The sequence below is a fragment of the Achromobacter sp. Root83 genome (assembly GCF_001428845.1).
In the GTDB taxonomy this organism is placed as follows: Bacteria; Pseudomonadota; Gammaproteobacteria; order Burkholderiales; family Burkholderiaceae_B; genus Achromobacter.
In genome coordinates this window covers 566523-581910 of sequence record NZ_LMIU01000001.1, presented here as the reverse complement: position 1 = coordinate 581910, position 15388 = coordinate 566523, and the positions used below count along the sequence as shown (strand labels likewise).

Here is a 15388-nt window from a genome sequence, read left to right as displayed (position 1 = left end):
CGGCGCGATGGTCGTGAATGCCGCCGCGCACCCACCGCTCTATTGGAGACAGACCATGTCCATGACCTCCCTTGCCACCAGTGATGTGCGTGACACCGCACAGCCCGACCTGGCCGCCTTGAAGACCCGCCAGCAGGGCACCTGGTCCTCCGGGGACTATGCCGTCGTCGGCACCACGCTGCAGATCGTAGGAGAACAGCTGTGCGAATCCCTTGATGTCCGCGCCGGTCAAAAGGTGCTTGATGTGGCCGCCGGCAACGGCAATGCCTCGATGGCCGCCGCGCGCCGCTGGTGCGACGTGGTCTCGACCGACTACGTTCCGGCGCTGCTGGGACGGGCCCGCGAGCGCGCCGCCGCCGAACGCCTGAAGATCGAATTCCAGGAAGCCGACGCCGAAGCGCTGCCCTTCCCCGACGCCGGGTTCGACGTCGTCATGTCGACCTTCGGGGTGATGTTCACGGCCGACCAGGACAAGGCCGCGTCCGAGCTGATCCGCGTGTGCAAGCACGGCGGCAAGATCGGCATGGCCAACTGGACGCCGGACGGCTTCATCGGCCAGATCTTCAAGACCATCGGCAAGCACCTGCCTCCGCCCGCCGGCGTCAAGTCGCCCGCGCTGTGGGGCACCAAGGCGCGCATCGAGGAAATGTTCGGGGCCCAAGCGTCCTCGATCAAGGCCGAGCCCCGCCATTTCGTGTTCCGCTATCGTTCGCCCGAGCATTGGCTGCAGGTCTTCAAGACCTACTACGGCCCGCTGCTGAAGGCGTTTGCCGCGCTGGAACCCGCGGCGCAGGCAGCGCTGACCAGCGATATCACGGCACAGATCGAGCGGTTCAATCGATCCGGCGACTCCGCGGTGGTGGTGCCCAGCGAGTATCTGGAGATCGTGATCACCCGGCGGTGACCGGGCCGTGATCCCAGCCCTGCGGGCGTCCGGGCCATCCAGGCGGACGGCAGACAGGAAGTGATCCATGGCGCAGCGCCTTCACGGCCGTCCGCCGGCTGGCCCGGGCGGCCGATGTTGAGCAACCTTGGTTGAGCAACCTTATGCGGGGTTGGCAGTGGCGTGCCGGCCCACTGCCGCACTGGGAGCGAGCCCATAGCCGAAATAATACGCCCGTGGCGCTGCCATGGGTGCTTTTGGGGGAGCCGGCCCGCGGCCTACGGCAGGTTCTCGCGGAAGATCACCTGGCTGCGCGCCAGTTCCACCCCGTTCATCGCGCTGCGCTTGTCGCGCAGGTTGCTGAAGATCCGCACGCAGCTCATCAGCGCCTCCATCGGGCTTTGCGTGATGACCGCGTCCATCGTGCCGTCGATCAGCAATGCCCGGGTATCCGGCGTCAGTCCATGGCCGATGAAAACGACCCGGTGCTGCAGCCCCGCCTCTTTCAGCGCCCGCGCCACCCCGTCCGAGGCGCCGCCGATGTTGTAGATGCCGGCAAGCTGCGGATATTGCTCCAGCAACTGGCGCGTCTGCTCGTAGTTGCGCTGCGCGTCGTCGTAGCCTTCCCGCAGGTCCACCACCTGCATGGCCTGGAACTGCTCGGCGTAGAGCTGCAGGAAGCCGCTTTCGCGCTCTTCGTGCGCGCGGTAATGCCTGGACCCGGCGATCAGCGCCACGTGCGCCGCGCGCGAACCGATGAAACGCGCGATCAGGTAGCCCGCGGTACGGCCCGCGGCGCGGTTGTCCAGGCCCACGTACGCCGTGCGCGCGCTGTTGGCGATATCCGAAATCAGCGTCACTGTCGGCACGCCCTGCTGCGCCAGGGCGTTGACGGCCTCGCGCACCACCGGGTGCTCCAGCGCCATGAACGCGATCCCGTCGGCCCGCTTGCCATGCTTGGCCAGCGCCTGCGCCAGCGCATCGGGATTGAAGCTTTCCACGTATTCGACCTGGCACTTCGCGTTCAGCGGCGCGAAGTGCTCGTGCGCGTAGCTGACGGTATCGCCCAGCATGCGTAGATAGCGGTTGCTGCCGCGCGGCAGCAGGAACACCAGCCGCATCGGGTCGGGCACGGCCGTGGCGTAGACCTCCTGCTCGGGCAGGTAGTCCAGTTCGATGGCCGCCTTGAACACCTTCTGCGCGGTGGCGGCGCGCACGCCGGGGCGCCGGTTCAGCACCCGGTCGGCCGTGGCGGTGGACACGCCGGCACGCGCGGCAACATCGGCGAGCCGGGCAAGCTTGCGTTCGGAGGATTCTCTATTCACATCAAAAACCATCATGAATAAGGTTTGACGATGATAGCGCCTATTCACTATCGTCCACTCTGCCGCATGGCTTTGGCGTATTTGTGGCACATCAAAAAACATCATAACTACGATTATGGAGACAACCATGAAGCTGCTTACACGCCGCAGTGCCCTGCGCCGCCTCGCTGCGGTTCCCGCCCTTGCCCTGGTGGGCGGCGGCTTTCCCCTGATTGCCCGCGCGGCGGACTACACGCTCAAGTACGGCAACAACCTGCCGGTGACGCATCCGCTGAACATCCGGGCCCAAGAGGCCGCCGACCGCATCCTGAAGGAAAGTAACGGCCGGGTGGACATCAAGATCTTCCCGAACAATCAGTTGGGCGGGGATACCGACATGCTGGCCCAGGTGCGCTCGGGCGGCATCGACTTCTTCACCCCGTCCGCCCTGGTGATCGCCACGCTCGTGCCGGTGGCCGCGATCAATGCCGTCGGGTTTGCGTTCAAGGATTACAGCCAGGTCTGGGGCGCCATGGACGGCGCGCTGGGCGCGCACGTGCGGGCCGCCATCGCGCAACGGCGCCTCTACGCCTTCGAAAAGATGTGGGACAACGGATTTCGCCAGACCACCAGCAGCAAGGCGCCGGTCAACACCGCCGCCGACATGGACGGCCTGAAGATCCGTGTGCCGGTCAGCTCGCTGCCCATCTCCATGTTCAAGGGATTGGGCGCCGCGCCGGCCAGCCTGCAGTTCAGCGAGGTCTATTCGTCCTTGCAGACCAAGGTGGTGGACGCGCAGGAAAACCCGCTGCCCATCATCCAGGTCGCCAAGCTGTATGAAGTGCAGAAGTATTGCTCCCTGACCAACCACATCTGGGACGGCTACTGGTTCATCGCCAACGGCCGCATGTGGGAAGGCCTGCCCGCGGACCTGAAGACCATCGTCGCGCGCGGCATCAACGAAGCCGGCCTGGCCCAGCGCGAAGACATCAAGAAGCTCAACGCGTCGGTGCAGTCGGACCTGGAAGCCAAGGGCTTGCAGTTCAACCAGCCGTCCGCCGACAGCTTCCGGGAACAGCTGCGCACCGCCGGTTTCTACAAGGAGTGGAAGGGCCGTTTCGGCGACGAGGCCTGGGGCTTGCTGGAGCAGTCCGTCGGCAAGCTGGCCTGAGGTCGCGCCATGTCCTCCCTGTCCGCTCCCCACGCCGCGGCCCCGGTGCTGCCGGCCAATCCCCTGCGCCGGGCGGCCGGCGCGCTCGACAGCGTGCTGGGCACCGTGGTCGAACACGCCGCCGCGGCCATCGTGCTGATCGAGATTTTCGTGCTGTTCGCCGGCGTGGTGGCGCGGTATGCGTTCCACAGTCCGCTGGTCTGGTCCGACGAGCTCGCGTCCATCCTGTTCCTGTGGCTGTCCATGCTGGGCGCGGTCGTCGCGCTGCGGCGCGGCGAGCACATGCGGATGACGGCGCTGGTCAACAACGTCAGCCCGGCACGGCGCGCGCAGCTTGAAACCGCGGCCCTGGCCGCGTCGCTGGCCTTCCTGGTGCTGATCCTGGCGCCCGCCATCGAATACGCGCACGAAGAACACTTCATCATCACGCCCGCGCTGGAACTCAGCAACGCCTGGCGCGCCGCGGCGATCCCGGTGGGCATGGCGCTGATGGCGGTCATCGCTCTGCTCCGCCTGCTGCGCACGCAGCCGCTGCCGCAGGTGCTGATGGCGCTGGCGGGCGTGGCGGCCGTGGCCGCCCTGTTCTGGCTGGCGCAGCCGCTGTTCGCAGGCCTGGGCAAGCTGAATCTGGTGATCTTCTTCGTGGGCATCGTCGCCGCCACCGTGTTTTCCGGCGTGCCGATCGCTTTCTCGTTCGCGCTGGCCACCTTCTCGTACCTGGCGCTGAGCACCAACACGCCCATGGTGGTGATGGTGGGCCGGCTGGACGAAGGCATGTCCCACCTGATGCTGCTGGCCGTGCCGCTGTTCATCTTCCTGGGCTCGCTGATCGAGATGACGGGCATGGCGCGCGCCATGATCCAGTTCCTGGCCAGCCTGCTGGGCCACGTGCGCGGCGGCCTGTCCTACGTGCTGATCGGCGCCATGTATCTGGTGTCGGGCATCTCGGGCTCGAAGATCGCCGACATGGCGGCCATCGCGCCCGTGCTCTTCCCCGAAATGCAGAAGCGCGGCGCCAAGCCCGGCGACCTGGTGGCCCTGCTGTCGGCCACCGGCGCGCAGACCGAAACCATCCCGCCGTCCATCGTGCTCATCACCATCGGTTCGGTGACGGGCGTGTCGATCGCCGCGCTGTTCACCGGCGGACTGCTGCCCGCCGTGGTGCTGGGACTGGCGCTGTGCTCGGTGGTGTGGTGGCGGTACCGCAAGGAAGACCTGAGCCTGGTGCAGCGCTTCAGCTTCAAGGAGATCGGGCGCTTCTTCATGATCGCGCTGCCCGCCGTGGCCCTGCCCTTCGTCATACGCGCGGCCGTGGTCGAAGGCGTGGCGACCGCCACCGAGGTATCCACCATCGGCATCGTGTATTCCGCCGTGGTCGGCATCCTGATCTACCGCCGCTTCGACTGGGCGCGGTTAAAGCCCATGCTGATCGAAACCGCCTCGCTCTCGGGCGCCATCATGCTGATCGTCGGGTGCGCCACCGCCATGGCCTGGGCGCTGACGCAATCGGGATTCTCGGGCGACCTGGCCCGCCTAATGGCCAGCATGCCCGGCGGCAGCTACGGCTTCCTGGCGGTGTCCATCGTGGCCTTCATCATCCTGGGCAGCGTGCTGGAAGGCATCCCCGCCATCGTGCTGTTCGGCCCGCTGCTGTTCCCGATCGCGGTGCAGGCAGGCGTGCACGAAGTCCATTACGCGATGGTCGTGATCTTCGCCATGGGCATCGGCCTGTTCGCGCCGCCCTTCGGCGTGGGCTATTACGGCGCCTGCGCCATCAGCCGCGTCGATCCCAACGAAGGCATCGGCCCGATCTGGGGCTACATCGCCGCGCTACTGGTGGGCCTGCTCATCGTCGCGGCCTTCCCCTGGTTTTCTATCGGTTTCCTGTGACGCGACGCGGCGGGGTCTGAACCCGGCCGCGCCCTTCGCGCCTCTTAGCCACCTCTTTTACAAAGATCCATCATGAGTCGTTTTCTGGGCGAAATCCGCCAACTCGGTTATGTGGTGCATGACATCGAAGCCGCCATGGACTACTGGAGCACCACGCTGGGCGTGGGCCCGTGGTACTACAACCCGCGCGTGCCGATCGTGAACTACCAGTACGACGGCGTCGGCTACGAACCCCACAACTCGGTGGCCCTGGCCAACTCGGGATTTGTGCAGGTCGAGCTGATCCAGACCCGCAACGACGTGCCCTCCATGTACCGCGACTTCCTGCAAGCCGGCCGCACCGGCCTGCAGCACGTCGCCTACTGGACCGAAAGCTACGACGCCGATCTGGAGCGCCTGCTGGCGCAAGGCTTCAAGCCCAAGATGAGCGGCGAGGTCGGAGAAAAAGGCCGCTTCATCTATTTCGACACCGAGTACCACCCGGGCACCGTGATCGAGCTTTCCGAAGTGGCCGGTCCCAAGGGCCGCCTGTTCGACCTGATCCGCGAAAGCTCGATGGACTGGGACGGCAAGGATCCGGTCCGCGCCTTCCCCGACCTGACCCGTCTCTGACACGCCCCACCCGGCCACGCCGCACACCGTCAACATGAATTCCCAATCGTTTACCGCCACCTACCTGATCGAAACCCCCATGGACCCCGCCCGGGTCGCGGAGGTCATGGCCGGCGAGCAGTCCTGCGGCACCTTCACGCGGGTGCAGGGCGAAACGGACGAATTGCGCGCCCGGGCGCGGGCGCGCATCGAGTCCATCGAGACCCTGGAATCCGTCGGCACGCCCAGCCTGCCCAACGCCTGGCTGGCGCGCCAACCCGGCGGCATGCCGGGCAAATACCAGCGCGCGCGGGTGCGCATCGCCTTCCCCGTCGCCAACGTCGGCGCCAATCTGCCCACGCTGGCAGCCACGGTCGGCGGCAATCTGTATGACCTGGGCGAAGTGACCGGCCTGCGGCTGGAAAGCATGGAACTGCCCGCCAACTACCGCGCCCAGTTCGACCTGCCGCAAGTGGGCATCGCCGGTACGCGGGCGCGCACCGGCGTGGACACGGGCCCGCTTGTCGGCACCATCATCAAGCCCAACGTGGGCTTGTCCCCGGAACAAACCGCGCACCTGGTCGCTCAGCTTTGCGCGGCGGGCGTGGACTTCATCAAGGACGATGAAGTCTGCGCCAATCCCGCCCATGCCCCTCTGGCCCAGCGCGTGGCCGCGGTGATGGCGGTGGTGCGCGCGCACCGCGACCGCACCGGCCGCAACGTCATGGTGGCGTTCAACATCAGCGACGAAACCGACGCCATGCGCCGCCACGCGGACCTGATCGAACGCGAGCAAGGGTCGTGCGTGATGGCCAGCCTGAACTGGTGCGGCTACTCCGCCATCCAGACCCTGCGCCGCAGCACCCCGCTGGCGCTGCACGGCCACCGCAACGGCTACGGCGCGTTGTCCCGCCACCCCTTGCTGGGCATGGGGTTCCAGGCCTATCAGACGCTCTGGCGGCTGGCGGGCGTTGACCACATGCACGTGCATGGCCTGCAAGGAAAATTCGCGCAGGAAGACAGCGAGGTCGTCGACTCCGCGCGCGACTGCCTGGCGTCCCTGACGCCCGGCATCGACGACGCCGTCATGCCCGCGTTTTCTTCCGGCCAATGGGCCGGCACCGTGCCCGCCACCTGGGCCGCAGTGCATAGCGACGACCTGCTGTTCATGTCGGGCGGCGGCATCCTCGCGCACCCGGACGGCCCCGCCGCCGGCGTGCAGAGCATCCGCCAGGCCTGGCACGCGGTGCGCGACAACCAAAGCCTTGAAGACTACGCCCGCAACGCGCCCGAGCTGCAGCGCGCGCTGGCCTTCTTCGGAAGCCGCGCATGATTGACGGCGAGCGCAGCGCCCCCGCCCCGCAGGTGTGCTGGTACGGCGACGACTTCACCGGCGCCACCGACACGCTGGCCGAGGTCGCCCGCGCGGGCCTGCGCAGCCTGCTGTTCCTGGGCGTGCCCACGCCGCAGCAGTTGCACCGCGCAGGCGCGCTGGACGCCATCGGCATCGCCGGCGCCGCGCGCGGCATGGCCCCCGCCGACATGGAGATCGAGCTGCGCGCCGTGGGCCGGTTCATGGCGGGCACCGGCGCCCGCGTGCTGCACTACAAGTGCTGTTCCACCTTCGACAGCGCGCCGCACGTCGGCAGCATCGGCGCGGCCATCCGCGAACTGCGCACCCACATGCCCAACCCGATGGTGCCCATCGTCGGCGGCCAGCCCAGCATCGGCCGCTACTGCAGCTTTGCCCAGCTCTTTGCCCGCGCCGGATCGGCGCCGGAGATCCACCGGATCGACCGCCACCCCGTCATGAGCGCGCACCCCGTCACGCCCATGCACGAAGCCGATCTGCGCCTGCACCTGCAGGCCCAGGGGCTGTCCGGCATTCTCTCCGTGCCGCACACCGCCTATCCGCGTCTGCGGCAGGCAACAGACACCACCGTGCTGAACAACTGGATCGACCACGTCATCGAGACCACGGACGGCCCCGTGCTGCTGGACCTGATCGACGACGAACAACTTGCCGTCATCGGCGGCCTGATCTGGCGCGCGGCGTCCCGCGCGCCACTGCTGGCCGTCGGCCCCAGCAGCGTGCAGCAGGCCCTGGCCCGCGCCGCGCCCGCCGGGCGCGCGCACGGCTTTGACGCGGCGCCACTGGCCCCGGCCACGGGCCCCGTGCTGGTCGTGGCTGGCAGCCTGTCTCCGGTCACCGCCCGGCAGATCGCCGCTTGCCAGCACTACGCGCGCCAGCCGCTGCACGTGGAACGTCTGCTTGCCGATGCCGACTATGCGGCGCGGCAGGTCCAGATGGCCGCCGCCACGCTGGCCCGTGGGCGCAACGTCCTGGTGCATACCGACAAACCGGCCCAGGCCGTCACCGCGCAGGACACCGCGGCCACCGCCCGCGCCACCGGCCGGATGGTGGCCGACATCGTGCGAGCCACCGCGCAGGGCGGCAAACGCCTGTCGCGCATCGGCATCGCCGGCGGCGACACCTCCAGCCAGGCCACGCTGGCGCTCGGCCTGTGGGGCCTGGCGTTCCGCTGCGTGCTGGCGCCCGGCGTGACCGTCAGCCTGACGCGCAGCGACGATCCGGCCACCGACGGCATCGAACTGATGCTCAAGGGCGGCCAGATGGGCGGCGACTTCCTGTTCGACGAACTGGCGGCCGGCCAACAGGCCTGAGGCTTCCTTTTCCGGTCGTCGCGCCCGCCGCCCAGGGCCTCAACCTGGACCCCGTGCCCGCGGGCTATGATGACTGCCCTGCCCCGCGGCAAAATCCCGCCTCGTCCGCGCGGACGTCATCAGTCCACTGCGCAAGAATCGCTTGCGCATGATGCAAGGCGGCCTGCCGGGACACGAATCCAGGAGAAACACAGCAGTGAATGACACCCCAACCCCGTACACCGATGCCCCCGAAGACATCAAGACGCAGGAGCCCAGGCTTTGGTGCGACGATGGCTGGACCGCCCGGGTCATCAAGAACGAGGACGACGACGGCTGGGCCGTCGAGATGACCAAGGACGGCGAAGCCGAACCTGCCCTGGTCGGCCCCTGGACCATGGGCCGTGACAAAAAGAACCCCAAGCCGCTCGATTCCCCCGCCTTCATCACGTTGGTCAAGACCGCCAACGAAGTCCTGCGCCGGCACGAACAGCAATTGCATGCCACGCTGCACAAGAGCGTCACCATCGATGCCGCCGATGGCCGCCTGACCGTCAAGCTGGACATCGTTCCCGACGAAGACGAACCATACGCCGTGCTCAGCGCCTATGACGCTTCCGGTGAACAACTGGCCGAGGTGCATGTGGCGCCGACGTACAAGTTGAATGTGCAACGCGCCTCGGAGTGGGCCGCGGGCGGCTTCGGCAAGCAGGGCTAGCGTCCATGCCGGGTTCGGCGAGCAAGGCTAGCGTTCATGCCGGGTTCGGCGAGCAAGGCTAGCGTTCATGCCAGTACCGCCCGCCCCGCTCCCGCTGCCCCCACACCTCCAGCCCCCCAGGGCTTGATTCCGCCATGACCGCGCCGTCCCGGTCGCTGCGCCAGAACCTGGCCCCGGCGCGCGTCCAGCGCAGTTCCACCGCCCGGGCGGGATGGCGGAACCGGTTCAGATGCCCCGCTTGCGCGATCGCGTGATCCGCGCCTGCCGCCTTCACCAGCTCCCGGCCGGAAGACGACGCGGAGCCATGATGCGGGGCCAGCACGATGTCGGTAGGTGCAAGCCCCTGCGCGGCCAGCTCCTGCTCCTGCGCCACGCCCACATCCCCGGTCAGCAATAGTGAATGGCGCAGGCCCTGCACCCGCAGCACGCAACTGTCGGCATTGCGGTCTTCCGCCCGCGTATTTTTGATTGACGCCGGGTGCAGAAACGTGAACACCACACCGTCGGCCTCCCAGCTCACTCCTCGTTCGCAACGCGCCATCGCCTGCGGCAATGCCGGCTGCGCGTTGCCCGCGTCCGGCCATACCTTTGCATCGCGCCGCAGAAAGGCCGGCAGGTCGAACGAAGCAAAGCCGCGCGCCACCGGCACGGCGGCCAGCACGGCGCGCGTGCCGCCCACGTGGTCCATGTCCGCATGCGACAGGACCAGCACATCCAGCCGCCCGATGCCGCGCGCCTGCAGGAACGGAGCCACGACGCGCTCGCCCGCATCGCTGCCGCCGTAGCTGCGCGGCCCCGCATCGAACAGCAGCGACTGGCCCGCGGTTTCCACGAGGATGGCGCTGCCCTGCCCCACATCCATCGCGCTCATGCGCCAATGGCCGGGCTCCGGCCGGTCGGGCCGCCAGAACAGCAAAGGCAGCATGCAGGCCCATCCCAGATGCCGTCCGGGCCAGCCCCGCGCCTGCAGCGCCCAGAGCATGCCCGCCACCGCCAGCAGCAGCCAGGGCCAGCCCGCCGCCGCGACCGGCACGCTGGCCCAAGCGGCATTGCCCACCCATGCCACGGGCGCCATGGTCAGGTCGAAGGCCGCCAGCCCGGCTTGTCCCGCCATCGCCGCAAGATCCTGCGCGCCCGGCACGCGGGACAAGGCCGCGCACAACAATGCCAGCGGCGTCACGATGAATGTCACCGCCGGGATGGCCACCGCATTGGCCAGCGGCGAGCCCAGCGACACCTGATGCACCAGGAATGCCAGCAGCGGCATCAGGCCCACGGTCACCATGAGCTGCAGGCGCACCGCCTGCCCAAGCCCGGTCATGCAGCGCGCGCGCCAGCCCGCGTCCGCATCGAACGGCGCACTGGCAATGCGCAGCAGCACCGCCACGGCCCCGAACGACAGCCAGAATCCGGGTGACATGGGCGCCCAAGGGTCCAGCGCCACCACCAAGGCCCCCGCGCAGGCCAGCACCCTGCCCGCCGACAGCGGCAAGCGCGACAGGGCCGCCATCAACACCACCAGCAGCATGAAGAACGTGCGGCGCGCCGGCACGCCCCAACCCGCCAGCAGGCAGTACAGCAGCGCCACCGCAGCCGCAACGGCGCCGCCCGCAATCCGCGCCGGCGCACGCTCCGCCAGGCCCACGCCCCGCCATCGCAAGCGCCGCCAGACCGCCGAGGCCAGCAATCCCGCGATGCCGGCAATGGACGTGACATGCATGCCGCTGATCGACACCAGGTGCGTGATGCCGCTGCGGTTGAAGGTCCGCCAGTCGTCGCGCGCAACGCCCGCCTGATCCCCGATCGCCAGCGCGATCATCACCGGCGCGTAGCGATGCGCGCCCAACGCCGCCCGCATGCCCTCGCGCACATGATGCCGCGCCCGCTCTATCGCGATGCCTGGCATCGCCCACGGCCGGTCAGCCAGCAGATCCGGCTGCCCGCGCACGGTGCCCGTCGCGCGCACGCCATCCGCGAACATGCGCCCTTCCGTATCGGGCCCGGCGGGATTGAGCAAACCGTGCGGCCGCCGCAGCACCAGCGCCATGCGCCAGACCTGTCCGGGCAGCACCTGCGGCAGGTTTTGATTCACCCCGGCCGCCCCCTGCCAGGTGACCTGGATGCGGGCGGGGATTCCGGGACGGGCGGGCTGATCGAGTTCCGCCAGGAAGCGCTGGCGCTGGGCATCGCCGTCCGGCAACGCGATGACACGCAGCACCAGGCGGGAGACTTCGTCCTGGTGCAAGTCTGCGAGCGCGTCGTCCAGGCGGTGCTGTGCTTGCAGGGCGGCGTTGATGAAGCCGAAGGCAAAGCCCAGCGCCAATGCCGCCAGCACGCGCATCACATGACGGTCCGCGCGCGCCCACCCCGCACAGGCAACACTGCCCGCCCAAGCCACCAGCCACAGCACCGACGGGCCGGGCAAGGCCGGCAAGACCTGCACCAGCCCCGCACCCGCCACGAACGATAGGCAGAATAATCGGCCCGTGATGTCGCTCTCCCGAAATGGGAAAGCGTAGGTGGCAGCGGGTTTGAGCGGGCCTTCGGGTGAATGGATTTATCCACGCCGGTCTACCGCCTGCGGGCGGGAACACGAAGTACATTACTCAGCAATCACATCCCTTCTCCCGATTCCGATGAAAGGCACCCGCAACTCCCTGTCCTCGCTGCGCATTTTCCTTACCGCCGCCGAGACCCTGAATTTCAGCCGGGCGGCGGAAGCCCTAAGCCTGACCCAAAGCGCAGTCAGCAAACACGTAGCCGCTCTTGAGGAACGCCTGGGGACGGCCCTGTTCAAGCGTATGCCGGCGGGGCTGCGCCTGACCTATGCCGGCGCCCTGTACCTGGAACGCGTCAGCGCGGCGGTACGCCTGATCGACGAGGCGGACGCGCTGGTGGCGAATCCCACGTCGCGCGTCGCCCTGAACGTGGCGGTGTCGCCATCGTTCGCACAGTTCTTCCTGCTGCCCAGGCTGTCCGAGTTCTTTGATTCGCACCCCGAGATCCGCGTCAACATCCGTCCTCGGCTGCTGCATGGGCGCGACCGTTCGGAACGGTTCGATGCCGAAATCCAACTCCATACCGGCTACGTCTCCGGCATGAGCGCGCAGTATCTTTGCGGACGCGAAATGACGCTGGTCGCCGCGGCATCGCTATTGAAGCGTCATCCCGTCAAATCCGTGGAAGACGTGACCCGCCTGCCGTTATTGAAGCGGGCCCAGCGCGGCTATGGTTGGGACGAATGGAAAGCCGACGTGGCGCCATTGTGGTCCGGACCCGCCGCCACGGCACCCGAATACGAGGGTTTTTCGATCTTGCTGCCGGCCGTGATGAACGGCTTGGGCGCGGGGATCATGCCGCTGTGCATGGTGCTGGACCATCTGGAATCCGGCCAACTGGTCCGCCCTTTCGGAGAGACAGTCGAAGGCCGCTACGGTTATCACCTGATGCAGCCGCGCCCCAATGTGGGCGGTCCGTACTGCCAGGCATTCTGCGATTGGGTCATCGCACAGGGGCAGCTTTTGAACGCGCAGACCCGGCACCACGCAGGACTGGCTTGAGGGCAGGCCGGGCTGCGCACAGACGGCATTCCAGATTGGAATATCCCATGCGCATACTTCCTTTGCCCGCCGCGGGAGCAGCCACCACAATGACGTGAAACCATTCATGGATCACCAAGAAAATCATGTTCAAGTGGAAAAAAACCCTGGCCGCTTTGGCCGTCCCCGCCCTTCTGGTCAGCGCGCAAGCGGCATCCGCGGCCTATCCCGATAAACCGATCAAGATCGTCGTGCCCTATTCGGCCGGTGGCAGCTCCGACGTGGTTGCCCGCGCCATCAGCGATCAATTGAGCGCCCAGCTTGGCCAGTCCGTCATCGTCGAAAACCGCGCTGGCGCGGGTTCGATGCTGGGCACCGCCTATGTCTCCACCGAAGCGCCCGACGGCTATACCCTGCTGCTGGCCGATGTGCCGTTCACCATCGTTCCGGCGCTGTACAAGGACCGCGTGAAGTACGACGCGAAGAAGGACTTCGCCCCGATCACGCTGCTGGGCCTGTCGCCCATGTATCTTTTCGTCAATCCCAAGTTCGAGGCCCAGGACGTCAACGCCCTGGTCAAGGCAGCCGCCGCCAAGCCGGGAACCATTTCCATGGGGTCGGGCGGCAATGGGTCCTTGACCCATCTGATGGCCGAGCTGTTCATGCTGACCACCAAGACCAAGTTCGCGCATATCCCCTACAAGGGCGCGTCCGCGTCGGTCAATGATCTGGCCGGCGGCCAGATCGACGCCAGCTTCACCACCATGGCGTCGGCGGTGGCGCTCTATCAGGGCGGAAAAATCAAACCCATCGGCGTTTCCTCGCCCTCGCGCCAGGCGGACACGCCTGACGTCCCGACCTTCCAGGAACTGGGCTACCAGGGCCTGACCGTGCAAAGCTGGTGGGGGCTGGTGGCGGCGGCGGGCACCCCAGAGCCCGTGCAGAAAAAGCTGTCGGACGCCATGGCCAAAGTCATGCAGTCCGAGCCCGTCAAGCAACGCTTGACCAGCGTCGGCATGAACCTGCCGCCGGACACCAGCGCCGCCGCGCTGCAAGCGCTGTTGGCGCAGGACTTCACGCGCTGGGCCGACCTTGTCCAGCGCGCCAAGATCACTTTCGAATAACACACGTTGTATGCGTCGCGCGCATTGCCGCGCGGCGCCGGAGACATCGATGACATCCTGGCAACAGGCGGCCGCCGGCGACGCGGCCCTGATGAACGATTTTCAAACCATTTGCAGTTTTGGCGGACGCCTGTCCGGCACCGGGCAGGACGAGGCAGCCATGGAATGGGCGCTGAAGCGCCTGCGGGAGATCGGACCCGACGTACGTCGGGTGTCGGTGCCCTACGACGGCTGGCGCTGTATCTCCAGCAGTTTGACCTTGCTGGGCGACAAGCCCTTGAACCTGGATTGCGTGCCCCTGCTGCGTTCGGCATCGACAGACGCCGAGGGGCTGGAAGGCGCCGTACTGGACCTTGGGACCGGCCGCCCCGAGGACTTTGAGCGCGCGGGCGATGCCGTGCGCGGCAAGATCGTGCTGGTGCGCCACGAATATCCGTTCTCTCCGGGGCATGTACACCGCCGCCGCAAGTACGACATGGCGGTAGCCCAGGGCGCCGCCGCGTTCCTGATCGCCAACCCCTTGCCTGGCGCCGGTCCCTTGTCCGGATCGTCAGGGCGGCCCCGCGATGGCGCCGGCATTCCGGCCGCCTATATCGACCATGAAGGTGCCCTGGCATTGAGCGCGCAGCCCGGCGCCCGCGTGCAGCTGCATATCCAGGGGGAAGAATTGCGGGATTCGATGGCCTGCGCCGGCGTCCTGGACCTGCCCGGCGGACGCGACAGCCGGATCGTCATCAGCGCGCACATGGATGGCCATAACCTCGGCAGCAGCGCCCTGGACAACGCCACGGGCGTCGCCGTGGCGCTGGCGGCGGCGCGCATCTTAGCGGGACACCTGGGACCCGGCACGCCGGGGCTGCGTGTGTGCTTCTTCACGGCCGAAGAGTGGGCGTTGACGGGTTCGGCGCGCTATCTGGCGGACATGGCGGCCGCCGAACGCCATGCCCTGAAGATCAACATCAATCTGGACACCGTGGCTGGCGACGACACCCTGTGCGCGCTGATCAGCGACTATCCCGCGTTGGCGCGCGTGGTGGAAAGCACCGCCGAGCGGGCTGGCGTGCCCGTGTCGCACTGGCTGCCCTTCATGCCCAACTCGGACCACGCCAATTTCGCCAGGCACGGCATCCCCGCCCTTCGCCTGGTGGCGGGCTTTGACAAGCCCCAATCGCGCGTGCGCCACATCCTGTCGCGTGGCGACGTGCCGGACATCATTCTGGAAAGCGAAATGCGCAATGCATTGGCGGTGACGTGCGCGATGGCGTCGCTGGCCCTGGGTATGACCGACCAGGAACTGGACGCATTGAAATCAGGCTCCACCTGCCCCGGCGTCTGAGACACCCGCAGGTTCCCGATGAACCGCCCCCGGGGGCAAGATGTGCAGAATTTGCACCCGCTCCCGAGCCGGCAACGGACACAACACTGAAAAGACCGGCCTGTCATGCGTCCCTCCCCCCCGGGGAGGCCCGCCCCGTCCAGCCAGGCACGCTACATGCTGAGTCTC

At 67.6% G+C, this 15388-nt stretch carries 12 protein-coding genes; 10 read left to right on the top strand and 2 right to left on the bottom strand.

Annotation, left to right across the window (positions count from 1 at the left end; translation table 11 throughout):
* Nucleotides 1-55: 55 nt before the first annotated feature.
* Nucleotides 56-904 carry a class I SAM-dependent methyltransferase gene (locus ASE30_RS02630; protein WP_057282685.1) on the top strand — a complete coding sequence of 283 codons (849 nt, stop codon included), beginning with the start codon at nt 56-58 and terminating at the stop codon, nt 902-904.
* Nucleotides 905-1161: 257 nt separating this feature from the next.
* On the opposite strand, the gene ASE30_RS02625 is transcribed toward ASE30_RS02630, so the two are convergent.
* The gene (locus ASE30_RS02625; RefSeq protein WP_057282684.1) at nt 1162-2223 is read right to left on the bottom strand and encodes a LacI family DNA-binding transcriptional regulator; all 1062 of its coding nucleotides are present in this window, start codon (nt 2221-2223) and stop codon (nt 1162-1164) included.
* A gap of 112 nt (nt 2224-2335) precedes the next feature.
* On the opposite strand from ASE30_RS02625, the gene ASE30_RS02620 reads away from it, so the two are divergent.
* The 6 genes from ASE30_RS02620 to ASE30_RS02595 all read left to right on the top strand — a co-directional run bounded on the left by ASE30_RS02620 (nt 2336) and on the right by ASE30_RS02595 (nt 9221).
* Nucleotides 2336-3358 carry a TRAP transporter substrate-binding protein gene (locus ASE30_RS02620; protein WP_057282683.1) on the top strand — a complete coding sequence of 341 codons (1023 nt, stop codon included), beginning with the start codon at nt 2336-2338 and terminating at the stop codon, nt 3356-3358.
* Nucleotides 3359-3367: 9 nt separating this feature from the next.
* Nucleotides 3368-5248, top strand: a complete 1881-nt coding sequence (locus ASE30_RS02615) for a TRAP transporter large permease subunit (protein WP_057282682.1) — start codon at nt 3368-3370, stop codon at nt 5246-5248.
* Between the two features lie 72 nt (nt 5249-5320).
* Entirely contained in the window at nt 5321-5860 is a 540-nt protein-coding gene (locus ASE30_RS02610) for a VOC family protein (protein WP_057282681.1), read from the top strand.
* Between the two features lie 34 nt (nt 5861-5894).
* Nucleotides 5895-7172 carry a ribulose-bisphosphate carboxylase large subunit family protein gene (locus ASE30_RS02605; protein WP_057282680.1) on the top strand — a complete coding sequence of 426 codons (1278 nt, stop codon included), beginning with the start codon at nt 5895-5897 and terminating at the stop codon, nt 7170-7172.
* Nucleotides 7169-8524: a four-carbon acid sugar kinase family protein gene (locus ASE30_RS02600; protein WP_057282679.1), complete on the top strand. Its 1356-nt coding sequence runs from the start codon at nt 7169-7171 to the stop codon at nt 8522-8524. Before ASE30_RS02605 ends, ASE30_RS02600 begins: the two co-directional genes overlap by 4 nt.
* A 196-nt stretch (nt 8525-8720) precedes the next feature.
* On the top strand, nt 8721-9221 hold the full coding sequence (locus tag ASE30_RS02595; RefSeq protein ID WP_057282678.1) for a hypothetical protein: 501 nt from the start codon (nt 8721-8723) through the stop codon (nt 9219-9221).
* A 58-nt stretch (nt 9222-9279) separates the two neighbouring features.
* On the opposite strand, the gene ASE30_RS02590 is transcribed toward ASE30_RS02595, so the two are convergent.
* Complete coding sequence (locus ASE30_RS02590; RefSeq protein WP_235515164.1) at nt 9280-11655, bottom strand: DNA internalization-related competence protein ComEC/Rec2; 2376 nt, start codon at nt 11653-11655, stop codon at nt 9280-9282.
* 202 nt (nt 11656-11857) lie between these two features.
* Here ASE30_RS02590 and ASE30_RS02585 point away from each other — a divergent pair, with 202 nt between their 5' ends.
* The 3 genes from ASE30_RS02585 (at nt 11858) to ASE30_RS02575 (ending at nt 15220) form a co-directional block, all read left to right on the top strand.
* Complete coding sequence (locus tag ASE30_RS02585) at nt 11858-12781, top strand: LysR substrate-binding domain-containing protein (RefSeq protein ID WP_057282676.1); 924 nt, start codon at nt 11858-11860, stop codon at nt 12779-12781.
* A 125-nt stretch (nt 12782-12906) separates the two neighbouring features.
* Nucleotides 12907-13884 (top strand): tripartite tricarboxylate transporter substrate binding protein, encoded by a 978-nt coding sequence (locus ASE30_RS02580; RefSeq protein WP_057282675.1) that lies wholly within the window; start codon nt 12907-12909, stop codon nt 13882-13884.
* 49 nt (nt 13885-13933) lie between these two features.
* Nucleotides 13934-15220, top strand: a complete 1287-nt coding sequence (locus ASE30_RS02575) for a M28 family peptidase (protein WP_057282674.1) — start codon at nt 13934-13936, stop codon at nt 15218-15220.
* Nucleotides 15221-15388 lie beyond the last annotated feature (168 nt).